Annotated in this window: 10 protein-coding genes; 2 read left to right on the top strand and 8 right to left on the bottom strand. The window is 71.9% G+C overall.

Translation table 11 applies throughout. From position 1 onward, the window contains the following. Positions 1-65: 65 nt before the first annotated feature. Positions 66-1,739, bottom strand: coding sequence for a thiamine pyrophosphate-binding protein (locus FHX68_RS08625; protein ID WP_141378902.1), 1,674 nt, complete (start codon positions 1,737-1,739; stop codon positions 66-68). Positions 1,740-1,867: 128 nt separating this feature from the next. On the opposite strand from FHX68_RS08625, the gene FHX68_RS08620 reads away from it, so the two are divergent. Continuing rightward, positions 1,868-2,656 (top strand): DNA glycosylase AlkZ-like family protein, encoded by a 789-nt coding sequence (locus FHX68_RS08620; protein WP_170214173.1) that lies wholly within the window; start codon positions 1,868-1,870, stop codon positions 2,654-2,656. Between the two features lie 2 nt (positions 2,657-2,658). On the opposite strand, the gene efeB is transcribed toward FHX68_RS08620, so the two are convergent. The 4 genes from efeB to FHX68_RS08600 all read right to left on the bottom strand — a co-directional run bounded on the left by efeB (position 2,659) and on the right by FHX68_RS08600 (position 7,748). Then, positions 2,659-4,026, bottom strand: a complete 1,368-nt coding sequence (gene efeB, locus FHX68_RS08615) for an iron uptake transporter deferrochelatase/peroxidase subunit (protein WP_141378906.1) — start codon at positions 4,024-4,026, stop codon at positions 2,659-2,661. Continuing rightward, positions 4,026-5,255, bottom strand: a complete 1,230-nt coding sequence (gene efeO, locus FHX68_RS08610) for an iron uptake system protein EfeO (protein WP_141378908.1) — start codon at positions 5,253-5,255, stop codon at positions 4,026-4,028. Before efeO ends, efeB begins: the two co-directional genes overlap by 1 nt. Then, positions 5,252-6,205, bottom strand: coding sequence for an iron uptake transporter permease EfeU (efeU, locus tag FHX68_RS08605; RefSeq protein ID WP_141378910.1), 954 nt, complete (start codon positions 6,203-6,205; stop codon positions 5,252-5,254). Before efeU ends, efeO begins: the two co-directional genes overlap by 4 nt. Before the next feature lie 103 nt (positions 6,206-6,308). Next, complete coding sequence (locus tag FHX68_RS08600; RefSeq protein WP_141378912.1) at positions 6,309-7,748, bottom strand: XRE family transcriptional regulator; 1,440 nt, start codon at positions 7,746-7,748, stop codon at positions 6,309-6,311. A 115-nt stretch (positions 7,749-7,863) separates the two neighbouring features. Here FHX68_RS08600 and FHX68_RS08595 point away from each other — a divergent pair, with 115 nt between their 5' ends. After that, positions 7,864-9,762 carry a phosphoenolpyruvate carboxykinase (GTP) gene (locus FHX68_RS08595; protein ID WP_141378914.1) on the top strand — a complete coding sequence of 633 codons (1,899 nt, stop codon included), beginning with the start codon at positions 7,864-7,866 and terminating at the stop codon, positions 9,760-9,762. A 134-nt stretch (positions 9,763-9,896) separates the two neighbouring features. Here the strand turns inward: FHX68_RS08595 and FHX68_RS08590 are convergent, their stop codons facing one another. The 3 genes from FHX68_RS08590 to FHX68_RS08580 all read right to left on the bottom strand — a co-directional run bounded on the left by FHX68_RS08590 (position 9,897) and on the right by FHX68_RS08580 (position 12,920). Further along, positions 9,897-11,849: an ABC transporter ATP-binding protein gene (locus FHX68_RS08590; protein WP_141378916.1), complete on the bottom strand. Its 1,953-nt coding sequence runs from the start codon at positions 11,847-11,849 to the stop codon at positions 9,897-9,899. A gap of 100 nt (positions 11,850-11,949) precedes the next feature. Further along, entirely contained in the window at positions 11,950-12,138 is a 189-nt protein-coding gene (locus FHX68_RS08585) for an AsnC family protein (RefSeq protein ID WP_141378918.1), read from the bottom strand. A gap of 11 nt (positions 12,139-12,149) precedes the next feature. Beyond that, positions 12,150-12,920, bottom strand: a complete 771-nt coding sequence (locus FHX68_RS08580; protein WP_141378920.1) for an NAD(P)H-binding protein — start codon at positions 12,918-12,920, stop codon at positions 12,150-12,152. Positions 12,921-12,942: the final 22 nt, after the last annotated feature.

The following is a 12,942-nucleotide window of genomic DNA, read 5'->3' as shown; positions in this document are numbered from 1 at the left end:
TGCCAGGCTCTGGCATTCCTCGTCCGCCGTGCGCGGCGCGGCGGCGCCGCCGCAGAAGCCGGGCGTCAGGAGTTCACGCGGATGATCTCCTGCTGATACGGCGCGATGACCTCCCCCGAGATTCGACAGTCGAGGAGGAGGTAGGGTCGGTCGGATGCCGGGGCCGCTGCCCATTCGCCCAGCGCGTCGAGGTCGGCGAGGCTGCGGACGACGACTCCGCGGGCGCCGACCGAGGCGGCGAGGCCGGCGAAGTCGACCTCGGGGATCAGCATGGGCTCGCGGGCGAGGCCCTGCAGGCCGTACAGGTTGACCTCGGCCCCGTAGGCCGCATCGTTCCAGACGACGGCGAGTCCGCGGCCGCCCGCGACGCGCACCGCCGACTCGAGATCGGCGAGGGCCATGAGTCCGCCGCCGTCGCCCGTGGAGAGGACGACCGTGGCATTCGGCTTCGCGAGTGCAGCGCCGGGCACCGACGGGAAGCCGAGGCCGATCGACTGATATGCCGTGCCGACCATCATCATGCGATCGGGCGACGCGAGCGGCCAGTACATGTTCGCCCAGCCGATGAAGTGGCCGCCGTCGCTGACGACGACGCGGTCGCGCGTCGAGGGGTCGCTCTCGAGTAGCTCGGCGATGCGCACCGCGACCGAGCGGGGGTCGAGGCGCCCGTCGGGGGCGAGGGGGTCGCCGGATTCGCGCATGCGCGCGGCGGCGATGTCGTCGGGGGTCAGCCAGCGCTCCCGGGGTGACTCATGCGCGAGCCGCTCGAGCAGCACCTCCGCGACGAGGCGCGCGTCGCCGCGGATGAACCCGCCCACGTGCGGATGCGTCGCCGCGGGCGCGATGTCGATCTGCACGACGCGCGTGCCGGGGGAGAACAGCTGCCCGAAGCGCATCGTGAACTGGTTGAGGCCCGCGCCGAAGACGACGGCGACGTCGGCGGTGCCGATGAGCTCCATCGCGGCTTCGGCGCCGAATCCGCCGGTCACGCCGAGGTCGAACTCGCCGCGCGGGAAGATACCGCGTCCGAGCGCCGTCGTCGCGGTGATCGCGCCCGTCGCGTCGGCGAGTCGGCCGAGCGCGTCTCCGGCGCCCGCGAGCCACGCGCCGCGACCGGCGAGCAGCACGGGGCGGCGGGCGGATGCCAGCGTGCGCGCGAGCTCATCGACCGCGGCCGCGGCGAACGGCGTCGCCGGTGCGAGCGGGGCGGGGAGGTGCGGGGCGGGCGTCTGCGAGGCATCCGGCACCTCTCCCGCGTCGAGCTTGGCGACGTCGTAGGGGATCGCGAGCACTGTCGGCACGCGGTAGGAGAGGGTGTGCTCGACGGCGATGACGGTCGTCGCGGCGGCATCCGCCCGCCTGACTGTGTAGGTGCGGGCGCCGACGGCGGAGGCGAGCGCGATCTGGTCGACGTCCCACGGGCGCGGACCGCTCGTCGGCTCGTCGCCGACGACGAGGATGAGCGGCACGTGCGCCTGCACGGCCTCGGCGAGCGCGGTCAGCGTGTTGGTGAATCCGGCGCCGTAGGTGGCGGTGGCCGCGGCGAGCCGGCCGCCCGCACGGAAGTGCGCGTCGGCGGCGACGACCCCGCCGGCCTCGTGCCGCATCGCGGTGTAGGTGACGTCGGTCGAGCGCTCGAGCGCGTCGAGGAAGTGCGCGTTGCCGTTGCCCATCACCCCGAAGACGTGGTCGACGTGGCGGGCGAGGGTCTGGGCGACGTGCGCGGAGACGGTGGGCATGGGTCCTCCGAGAGACAGGAACGGTGGTGGATGCCGTGTTTGTCTCGCGTGCCCCTTTTTCGAGCTCCGGCCCGCGTCGTCGCGCGCCGGACGAGTCGATTATAGGGCGGCCGTGACCGCCGGTGCGGGTGCCGTTTGCAGGAACTCTGTGCCGAGTCGCGCGTGCGAGCCGCGGAAACACGTGGAACGCGCGCGGCGGTGCGCGCGATTCTCCTGCAAACGGCACGCGGGGCCGGCCGCACGGGGTCGAGGATGCCACGGCGCCGGCCGATCCGCTCGCGGAGATCCTCGTCCGCTACCTGCGCGGGCACGGACCGGCCGGGCTCGCCGACTTCCGCTGGTGGGCCGGGCTTCCGCTCGGGCTCGCGCGCTCGGCGCTCGAGGGTGCGGGAACGCGCGTCACCGAGGTCGAGGAGGGCCTGTTCGCCGAGGCGGCCGGGACGAGCGCGACGGCTGGCGACTCTGGCGCGGCCGCGCCGGAAGACGCGGCCGCGCCGGAAGACGCGGCCGCGCCGGACGTCGTCGCCCTCCCGGCGTTCGACGAGTACTACCTGTCCTACGCGGATCGAACGGTCGCCGCCTCGCCGCGGCTCGTGGCAGCCATCGGCCCGGGGCCGAACGGCGCCGTCGCTCCCGTGCTCGTCACCGGCGGCCGGGTGGTCGGCACGTGGAAGCACGCACTGGCCGTGGACCGGCACCATCTCGCCCCGGTCGTCGGGACGGTCGAGGTGCAGCTCGACGAGGCATCCGTCGCTGCGGCGCTCGCGCGCTACGTCGAGTTCCTCGCCGGCGGACGGCCGCCCCAGGCGAGCGCGCGATCGCCTGGGCCGGGCCGGCCCGGGCTCTCGTGTGCACAATTCAGTCTCCCCGCGCGGCGGCAGGCAGGTCGGGACGGCCATCCGACCGGCCCGGACTGACCTCAGGCGTCGAACAGCCCCGCACCGACGTACGAGCCGGCCGCGGCGCCCGGCGGCACGGCCCAGACGCCCGAGCCGATGTGGCGGATGTACTCGGCGAGGAGGTCGGTGGCGAGGGCCTTCTGCAGCGCGACGAACTGGTCGGGGGAGCGCTGGTACGACAGGAAGAACAGCCCGGCGTCCAGGCGCCCGAGCCCGGTGTTGCCGTCGACGTAGTTGTATCCGCGGCGGAGGATGCGATTACCGCCGTTGAGGTCGGGGTGCGCGAGTCGCACGTGGCTGCGCGCGTCGATGGCCGGCGCGCCGCCCGGGCCCGTGGCCGCGAAGTCGGGCGCGGTGTTCTCCTGTCCGCCCGACAGCGGTGCCCCGATCGCCTTGTCGCGACCGGTGACCCGCTCCTGCTCGGCGAGCCGCACGCGGTCCCAGGTCTCGATGAGCATCGCGATCTTGCGCGCGACGAGGTACGAGCCCCCCGTCATCCACGCGGGCTCGTCGCCGCTGCCGACCCAGACGTGCGCGTCGAGCGCGGCCGTGTCGTCGGCGAGGATGTTGGCGGTGCCGTCCTTGAACCCGAAGAGGTTCCGAGGCGTGGCCTGGTCGGCGGTCGTCTTCGACGTCTTGCCGAATCCGAGCTGCGACCAGCGCAGCCGCGCCCGGCCGAACGCGATCCGGCTGAGATTGCGGATCGCGTGCACCGCCACCTGCGGGTCGTCGGCGCACGCCTGGATCACGAGGTCGCCGCCCGAGGCGAGCGGATCGAGGTCGTCGCCGAGGAACGCGGGGAGCGGGGTGAGCGCCGCGGGGCGCTGCGCGGCGATGCCGTAGCGGTCCTCACCCGCCCCGGTCTGGAACAGCGTCGGCCCGAACCCGAACGTGATCGTCAGTCCGTTGGCGGCGAGCCCCAGGGCTTCGCCCGTGTCGTCGGGCGGCGCCTCGGGCGATCCACCCACCGCGCCCGTCGCCGAGACGTCCAGCCCCTGACTCATGCGCGCCGCGGCATACGTCCAGTCCTGCAGCAGCTCGATCAGGTCGTCGCGGTTCGTGCGCGCCATCATGTCGAACGACGCGAAGTGCAGGTGATCCTGCACCGGCGTCGTGATGCCCGCCTGGTGCACGCCGAAGAACGGGTGCACGGATGCCTCGGAGGCGCCCACCCGCGCTCGGCCGACGGCGACGCCGGCGGCCGACCCCGCGCCCGCCCCTACGGCGAGGCCGGCGGCGCCGATCCCCGCGGCGAGTCCGATGAGCCCGCGCCGGCTGAGGCCGCCGCGCGCCTCGCCGCCGCGGACCTCGGCACCGGAGACCCCGCCGGCCGGCGGGGTCTCCGCGCCCGCCGGCGCGTCGGGGAGGGCGTCGTCGTTCGTGGTCATCACGCCAGGATGGTCGACGTGAGCTTCGACAGCGGCTCGGCGAGCGCGTTGATGAGGTCGGTGAACTCGCGCTTGTCGGCCTCGGTGAGTTCGCGGTAGTTCACGAACCCGGACTCGAGCGAACCGTGCTGTGCGAGCGACGCGTCGAGGTCGTCGTAGCCGGTCTGGATCTGCTTAACGAGAGCGGCGCCCTCCGAGCCCGACGACGAGGCGAAATCCCGCACGAGCGAGAACGCCATCTCGGAGCCCTCGACGTTCGCCGCGAAGTCCCACAGGTCGGTGCCCGACCACCAGTCCTCCTCGCCGGAGATCTTGCCGGTAGCCACCTCGTCGAGCAGCCCGATCGCCCCGTTCGAGACGCCACCGATCCCCTGCGCGTCGAGGGCCTCGGTGAAGGCATCCGAGTGCACGTAGTCGTTGAGCTCCGCGACGTCGGCGATCAGCTGGTCGCCGTAGGCGGCGCGCTCGGCGGGTGTCGACGGCTGCCAGTTCTGCCAGGCCGGCGTCACGCCGTCGGAGTTGAGCGCATCTTGCGCGGGCACCCAGAGGTCCTTCTCGATGCGGTGGAAGCCGGTCCACTCGAGGCCTTCGGCCACGGCATCCACCTCGCGGTAGTCGATGCGCGGGTCGAGGTCGCCGAGCGACTCGGCCACCGGCTCGATGCGCTCGTAGAAGGCGCGGGTGGTGGGGAACTGCGCCTCCGCCGCGTCGTCGTCGCCCGACTCGTACGCCGCGACGAAGCTGTCGACGGCGGGGACGAGCTGCTCGACCTGGTCTTTGACGAACGCGGCGTAGAGGTCGACGGCCTTCTGCTTCTGCTCGGCGTCGTCGCCGGTCGCGGCGACCTTCTCGCCCGAGACCGCGAAGGAGGCCTTGCCGACGCCCTCGCCGACCATGCCGGGCTTGCAGAGCGTGTAGTAGTCGCCCGGCTGCGCGACGACGGTGAGCGTGCGCGAGGCGCCGGGGGCGATGTTCTCGACCTCGCCGACGATGCGCAGACCGTCGTCGGCGAGCAGGTAGAACTCGCTCACGTCGGAGCTCTGGTTGGTCACGTCGAAGGTGAGCGTGCCGCTCTTGGCGGTCGCCGCCGAGACGTCGCAGGCGCTGTCGGTCGACGAGACCGTGAGAGCGCCCGACGCCGCGGCATCCGTCTTCGCGACGCAGCCCGCGAGGGCGAAGGCCACAAGCCCCACGCTCGCGACGGCGGTGAGGGTGCGGGAGGGGGTCATGATGCTCCTTGCGGATGAGGGATGGAGGGGCGAGCGACCTCTGACGCCGCGGGCATCGCGCGATGGTCCTGCGTGGACGCCGGGCGGCGCCGGAGCCCTCGCACGAAGATCGTGCCGACGACGGCGAGGTAGACCACCCAGGCGACGACCTGCAGCCAGGTCATCTGCGGCATGAAGCCGATCGTCGCCTGCAGGAGAGCGGCGAGCGGCGACGTCGGCGGGATCACCGCGCGCAGATCGAACGCCCAGCCGAACGGGAACGCCGCCCATCCGGTCGCGACCGCGCCGGTGGCCTCGACCGGGGCGAGCGCGGTGAACGGCCCGGGAAGGGCGCCGGCCTCCTGCAGATCGTGGATGGCGTAGGCGAGCACGCCCGCCGCGACAACGACGAGGAACGCGCCGGTCCACGCGAAGAAGACGCGCAGGTCGACGCGCACCATGCCGCGGGCGAGGAGCCACCCGATCGCCACCGCGGCAGCGAGCCCGAGGAGCGCGCCGAGCAGGGTCGACGGCGCGTCGCCGAACGACTGCACCGTCGACCACAGCAGCAGCGTCGTCTCGATTCCCTCGCGTGCGACGGAGATGAACCCGATCGCAACGAGGGCCCACGCCCCGCCGGCGGACAGAGCGCGATCGATCCCACCCTCGAGCGTGCGCTTCATCGTGCGCCCGGTCTTCTGCATCCAGAAGATCATCCAGGTCACCATCGCGACGGTGAGGAGCGAGAGGATGCCGCCGAGGAGCTCCTGCGCTTCGAAGGTGAGCGCGTACGAACCGAAGGTGAGGATCGCGCCGATGCCGAGGGCGAGCGCAACGGCGAGGCCGATGCCTGCCCACACGCGCGGGAGGACGTCGCGGCGGCCGATACGGGTGAGGTAGGCGACGAGGATGCCGACGACGAGGGCGGCTTCGAGGCCTTCGCGGAGACCGATCAGGAAAGTGGCGAGCACGGTGTGGATTTCGTTCGGGGAGTTAGGTTAGGGGAACCTCACTAGCGCATCAACGATACACCCAGACGCACCCCCGCTCCAACGCGGGAGGGTCGAAAACGCCCTACTCCTGCGCGTGCCGGTCGAGGAAGGCGTAGACCTCGCCGTCGTCGACGCCGGGGAACGCCCCCCGCGGCAGCGGCGAGAACATCTGCATGTGCACGCGCGCGCTCGGCCAAGCCTTCCCGTTCCAGCGGTCGGTCAGCGAGGCATCCGGGCGTCGGCAGCACGACTCGTCGGGGCAGGTCGACACGGCGCGCTTGTGGGTCTCGCGGCCGCGGAACCAGCGTGCGTCGTCGAAGGGCACGCCGACCGTGATCGAGAACTCGCCGTCGCCCGTGCGCCCGGTCTGGCTCGAACACCAGAAGGTGCCGGCGGGGGTGTCGGTGTACTGATAGTGCTCGACGGTGCGGTTCTGCTCCGCGAAGGCGGCGCGCGCGGCGAACCTGCGGCAGACGATCTGCCCCTCGACCGATCCGGTGACATCCATCGGCAGCGGCAGGTCGTCGTTCTCGTAGACCCGGTTGATCGCCCCCGCTCCGTCGACCCGCAGGAAGTGCAGGCGCGTGCCGAGGTGCTCGGTCAGCAGGTTCGTCATCCGCATCGCCGCCGCCTCGTGCGTCACGCCGAACGCGTCGCGGAAGTCCTCGACGGCGAGGTTCCGGTCCTTCTTCGCCTGGGCGAGGAAAGCGACCGATGCCGTCTCGGGCATGAGGCAGCACGCCGCGAAGTAGTTGATCTCGAGCCGCTGCTGCAGGAAGTCGGCGTAGTCGGTGGGCGGCGTGTGCCCGAGCAGCCGATGCGCCATCGCCTGCAGCGCCATCGAGCGGAGGCCGTGACCGCCGGGGATCGACGCCGGCGGCAGGTAGATGCGTCCGTTCTCGAGGTCGGTCACCGACCGGGCGGAGTGCGGCAGGTCGTCGACGTAGATGAGCTCGAAGCCCAGCTGCGACGCCATGACGCTGACGCTCCGGTGCGTGAGCGCGCCGCCGGTGTGCCCCGCGGCCTTGAGCTGCTTCTCGGCGAGGTGCTCGATCTCGGGCAGGTAGTTGCCCCGCTCCCGCATGCGCAGGCGCAGCTCGGTGTTCGCGCGCCGGGCCTCCTCGGGCGTCGCGATCGCCTCGCGCTCGCGGCGCTGCAGCTCGCGGTGCAGGCCCAGGATCGACTCGATCGTCTCGTCGCTGGTCGCCTTGGTGACGCGCACGGCGGGGATGCCGAGGCGCCGGAACACGGGCGAGTTCTGCGCCTGCTCGAGGTCGAGTTCGAGGGCGGCGCGCCGGTTCGGCGGCTCGGGGGAGAGGAGGTCGGTGACATCCGTGCCCGTCGCGTGCGCGATCGCCTGCAGCAGCGACAGCTTCGGCTCGCGCTTGCCGTTCTCGATGAGGCTCAGCTGACTGCCCGCCACCCCGACGAGCGCGCCCAGCTCGTCGAGGGTGTACCCCCGCGCGACGCGGTGATGACGGATGCGGTGACCGAGCGTCGACAGCTCGAGAGCAGAAGCCATTCCTTGATGATAGCGAAACAATCGCGATTCTTGCGCCCTGTTTCGTTCGAAACTCGGGCTGAATCGGCGCACAGTGGAAACACGAGCACCAGAGACCGCCCACGAAGGAGCTGACATGGCCATCGCCGATCTGTTCACCCGCACCGCGTCCGCCCCCGCCGAGGGCCGCAGCGCCGGGGCGGCGTACCGCACCTACGGCGCGCGACCGGTCCGGGCCGGCGAGGGCCTCGACGAGCTCTTCGCCTGGGTCGACGAGATCGCCGCGCTCACCCAGCCCGACCGCATCCACTGGGTCGACGGATCGCGCGCCGAGAACGAGGCGCTGCTGCGCGAGCAGGTCGACGAGGGCAAGCTCATCAAGCTGAACCCCGAGTGGCGACCCGGCTCGTACCTCGCCCGCTCGCACCCGAGCGACGTCGCCCGCACCGAGGGGCGCACCTTCATCGCCTCCGAGCGCGAGGAGGACGCCGGCCCCACGAACAACTGGGCGAACCCCGCCGAGATGCGCGCGACCATCACGCCCCTGTTCGAGGGCTCGATGCGCGGGCGCACCATGTACGTCGTGCCGTTCTCGATGGGCGCCGTCGGCGGCCCGCTCTCGCACATCGGCGTTCAGATCACCGACTCGGCCTACGCCGTCACCTCGATCGGCATCATGACCCGCGTCGGTACCGAGGTGCTCGACCAGATCGCCGCCGGCAAGCCGTGGGTGAAGACCGTGCACACGGTCGGCGCTCCGCTCGAGCCCGGTGAGAAGGATGCCGCGTGGCCCTGCAACGACGAGAAGTACATCGTGCACTACCCCGAGACGCTCGAGGTGTGGTCGTACGGATCGGGCTACGGCGGCAACGCGATCCTCGCGAAGAAGTGCTTCGCCCTGCGGATCGCCTCGGTGATCGGCCGCGACGAGGGTTGGCTCGCCGAGCACATGCTGCTCATCCGCGTCATCAGCCCCGAGGGCAAGAAGTACCACCTGGCGGCGGCGTTCCCGTCGGCGTGCGGCAAGACCAACCTTGCGATGCTCCGCCCCACGATCCCCGGCTGGCGCGTGGAGACGCTCGGTGACGACATCGCGTGGCTGCGTCCCGGTGACGACGGACGCCTCTGGGCGATCAACCCCGAGGCCGGCTTCTTCGGCGTCGCGCCCGGCACCGGCGAGTCGACGAACGTGACGGCCGTCGAGACCCTCTGGGGCAACACGATCTTCACGAACGTGGCGCTCCGCCCCGACGGCGACGTCTGGTGGGAGGGGCTCACCGACGACGTGCCCGCCGAGCTCACCGACTGGGAGGGCAACCCGTGGACGCCCGACGCCGGCCGGCCCGCCGCGCACCCCAACTCCCGCTTCACCGTGAGCGCGGCGCAGTGCCCGCAGATCGCGGCCGACTGGGATGCCCCGGAGGGCGTGCCGCTGGACGGCATCCTCTTCGGCGGGCGCCGCGCGACCAACGTGCCGCTCGTCGTCGAGGCGACCGACTGGACCCACGGCGTCTTCCTCGGCTCGAACATCTCCTCCGAGCGCACCGCCGCCGCCGAGGGCACGGTCGGGGAGCTCCGCCGCGACCCGTTCGCGATGCTCCCGTTCTGCGGCTACAACATGGCCGACTACTTCGGTCACTGGCTGAAGGTCGGGCAGAAGCTGCGCTTCGACCGCGCGCCGCGGGTCTTCCAGGTCAACTGGTTCCGCAAGGGGGCCGACGGACGCTTCCTCTGGCCCGGGTTCGGTGACAACTCGCGCGTCATCGACTGGATCATCCGCCGCATCGAGGGCAAGGTTCCCGCCGTCGACAGCCCGATCGGCCGTCTGCCGCAGATGAGCGACCTGAACCTCGACGGCATCGAGGTGCCGCAGGAAGACCTCGACGCCCTGTTCGAGATCGACCCCGCGCTGTGGCTGCAGGAGACCGACCTCACCGAGGACTTCTACCGCACCTTCGACGGCAAGGTGCCGCCGGCGCTCTACGCCGAGCTCGCGGCGCTGCGCTACCGCCTGCGCCTCGCCCAGTCCGCCTGACTGCGGCCGGCGCGGCTCGCGCTCGCGCGCGCCGCACTGGATTCGCAAGAACGCAACAGAATCGGATGCCTCAGCACGGGGCATCCGATTCTGTTCGCGCTTTCCGAATCCGGTTTGCGCCGACCGGCGCCGGGTCAGACCAGCAGCTGGTGCCGGGCGAGGTCGCGGTAGAGGGGCACCGACTCGACGAGCTCGGCGTGGGTGCCCTGGCCGACCACGCGTCCGCGGTCGAGCACGATGATGAGGTCGCTGTCGACGACGGTCGACAGCCGGTGCGCGATCACGACGAGGGTGCGACCGGCCGCGACGGCGTCGATGGCTTCGCGCATGCGCTGCTCGTTCAGCCCGTCGAGCGACGAGGTCGACTCATCGAGCAGCAGGATCGGCGGCGCCGCCAGCAGCGCGCGCGCGATCGCGAGGCGCTGGCGCTCGCCGCCCGAGAGCATGACGCCGGCCTCGCCGACGGGCGCGTCGAGCCCGAGCGGCGACCGCTCGAGCACCTCGCCGAGGTTCACCGCGCGCAGCACGCGCTCGCACGCCGCATCGGATGCCTCGGGGGAGGCGAGCCGCAGGTTGTCGCCGATCGTGCCGGCGAGCGTCGGGGCATCCTGCTCGACGTAGCCGAGCTGTGCGCGCAGTCGGGTGCGGTCGATCCGGCGGACGTCGGTGCCGTCGAGCAGCACCGCGCCGGCGTCGGGGTCGTAGAAGCGCTCGATGAGCGCGAGGGTCGTCGATTTGCCCGCGCCCGAGGGTCCGACGAGCGCGACCCGCGCGCCGCGCGGGACCGTGAACGAGACATCGTGCAGCACGTCGCCGTCCGTGTCGGTGACCGGAGCGGCGTCGGCGTGGACGTCGGCGAGGGCGGGCTGGGCCTCCTCCTCGACGGTGCGGCGGGTGCGGACGACCGCTGTGGGGTAGGCGAACCGCACGCCGCGGAACTCGATCGCAGAGGTGTCGCGCGCGGCCAGCAGATCGCCGACGGTCTGGATCGGGCCGGTGAGATCGGCATCGGGGCAGGCGCGGCGGGCCTCGTCGGCGGCGGCGGCGCCCTCGGCGTCGTGCGCGGTCTCGGTGGGGAGGTCGAGCACCTCCTGGATGCGCCCGAGCGCGCCGAGCGCCTGATTCACCGAGGTGATGGCGCCGAAGAACGACCCGAGCGGCTGCACGAGGAAGAAGAGGAACATCACGAACGTCACGAGTTGCGCGATGGTGATGGCTCCCGAGGCGACCCGGAAACCGCCCACCCCGAGCACGACCAGCAGCGAGAGCTGCAGCGCGATGCCGGCGATCGGCACGATGAACGCGGATGCCTTCGCGACCTGCACGCCCGCGTCGTAGGCGCCGCGCGCGGTCTGGTCGATCGCCGCCTGCTCGCGCGAGGCGGCGCCTGAGGCGCGGATCGTGCGGATCGAGCCGATCGCGCGCTCGACACCCGAGGCGAGCTCGCCGACCTTCTCCTGCTGCACGGTCGTGGCGCGCCGGATGCGCCCGCTGAGCGCGCCGACGACGGCGACCGAAGCGCCCACGACGACGAGGATGAGCAGCAGCAGCACGGGGTCGATCAGCAGCATCGCGATCATGGCGCCGACGAAGATCAGCGCGTTGCCGACCGAGTCGGCGAGTCCCTGGGTGAGCACGGCGTAGAGCAGCGTCGTGTCGGTGCCGACGCGTGAGACGAGGTCGCCGGTGCGCCGCGCGTCGTACTCCTGCACCGGCAGGTGCAGCAGCTGCGCGATCAGCCGCCGGCGGCTGGAGTAGACGACCGCGGTGCCGGTGCGCTGCAGCAGATAGTGCTGGATGCCGCTGATCAGCGACGACGCGACGACGAGAGCGACGAGCACCCACACCAGCGTGCCGACCGGGGCGCTCTGCTGCACCCGCTCGATCACCTGGCCGACGACGAGCGGCTGGGCGAGGGTCGCGGCGGCGGCGAGCACGCTCAGGATTGCGACCGCGATGAGCGTCTTCTTGTGCTCGAAGACGAACGGCAGCAGCTGGCGCAGACTCGCGCGCGGGCCTTCGTCCTTCGCGGTGCGGGACGGGCGCGCGGCGCGGGCGGGGCGGCGGGGGGAGGAGGCAGAGGACATGTGCGGCTTTCCTGCAGGTTCGGGTACCGGGGCCCGTGCGGCGATCGGGCCGCGCCGCGGGCGCGGTCCGCTCCGACTCGGGTCGTCGGGTCCTGCCCCTCTATCTTCTCCCGTACTTCTTGTGCGCTGCCTGACGGCTGATCTCGAGGGCGTCCGCGATCGCGACCCACGAGTGGGCGCGCGCGCGAGCGCGCCGCACCTGCTCGGCTTCGGCGCGGGCGAGGTCGGCCCGCAGCGCTCGGAGGCGCCGCAGCTCGGCGACGGGTTCGCCGCCGTCGGCGTCTCGCATCGGCCTCCCGGTCAGGCGTCGACGGAGTGCCGCGCCCCCACCTGGAACTCGTCGCTCAGCGCGAACATGTCGCGCACCGTGATCGGACGACGGCCGGTGATCATCCGGAAATCGTCGGTGTGGACGGCCATCTTGCCCTCACGGATCGCCTGTCCGAAGGTCACCATGCCTTCGGAGGAGAACGGTGCCGACGACACCTCGGTGTGCAGGAACCGGTTGGCGAGCGCGTACGCGGCCGCCGTCGCGCAGTCGCGGCGCGAGATGAAGGACATGCGCCCGTCGCCGGCGTTGTTGGCCATCTCGCCCTGGGGGAGCGAGGCGAAGTACGCCGTGATCATCGCCTCGGCGTACTGGGAGTTCCTCAGGAACACGTAGTCGATCCCGGATGCCTGGATGTAGGCCTCCGTCCAGGCGTGGTCGATCTTCTCGATGCTCGGGTTCGTCGGGTCGGTGGCGTTCACGAGCGAGACGTAGACGATCTGGGAGACGCCCGCCGCGATGCAGGCGTCGACGGCGTTGCGGTGGGCGTCACGACGCTTCGGTCCGACGAAGGGCATCGAGATGACGAGCACCTTCTCCGCCCCCTCGAAGGCTGCGGTGAGCCCGGCGGTGTCGTTGAAGTTGGTGACCGCGGTGTCGACGCCGGCATCCCGATAGCGGGAGGTGCCCTCGACGGTGGGTGCGGCGACGCGCACGCGCTCCGCGGGGACGAGGCTGAGAAGCGTGTCCGCGGCGATGGCGCCGAAGTTTCCATCGGCGCCGCAGACGACGAGCTTGCGCATGAGTGCCACTGTCGAGGACTTG

It is taken from the genome of Microbacterium lacticum (assembly GCF_006716815.1).
In the GTDB taxonomy this organism is placed as follows: Bacteria; Actinomycetota; Actinomycetes; order Actinomycetales; family Microbacteriaceae; genus Microbacterium; species Microbacterium lacticum.
Note: the sequence above shows the minus strand (reverse complement) of the source record. Positions and strands in the feature narration are given on the sequence as shown.

Coding starts and splice junctions, on each gene's coding strand:
- FHX68_RS08580 (WP_141378920.1), bottom strand. CDS start 12,920: ATGCGCAAGCTCGTCGTCTGCGGCGCCGATGGAAACTTCGGCGCCATC.
- efeO (WP_141378908.1), bottom strand. CDS start 5,255: ATGACCCCCTCCCGCACCCTCACCGCCGTCGCGAGCGTGGGGCTTGTG.
- FHX68_RS08625 (WP_141378902.1), bottom strand. CDS start 1,739: ATGCCCACCGTCTCCGCGCACGTCGCCCAGACCCTCGCCCGCCACGTC.
- FHX68_RS08585 (WP_141378918.1), bottom strand. CDS start 12,138: ATGCGAGACGCCGACGGCGGCGAACCCGTCGCCGAGCTGCGGCGCCTC.
- FHX68_RS08595 (WP_141378914.1), top strand. CDS start 7,864: ATGGCCATCGCCGATCTGTTCACCCGCACCGCGTCCGCCCCCGCCGAG.
- efeB (WP_141378906.1), bottom strand. CDS start 4,026: ATGACCACGAACGACGACGCCCTCCCCGACGCGCCGGCGGGCGCGGAG.
- FHX68_RS08600 (WP_141378912.1), bottom strand. CDS start 7,748: ATGGCTTCTGCTCTCGAGCTGTCGACGCTCGGTCACCGCATCCGTCAT.
- FHX68_RS08590 (WP_141378916.1), bottom strand. CDS start 11,849: ATGTCCTCTGCCTCCTCCCCCCGCCGCCCCGCCCGCGCCGCGCGCCCG.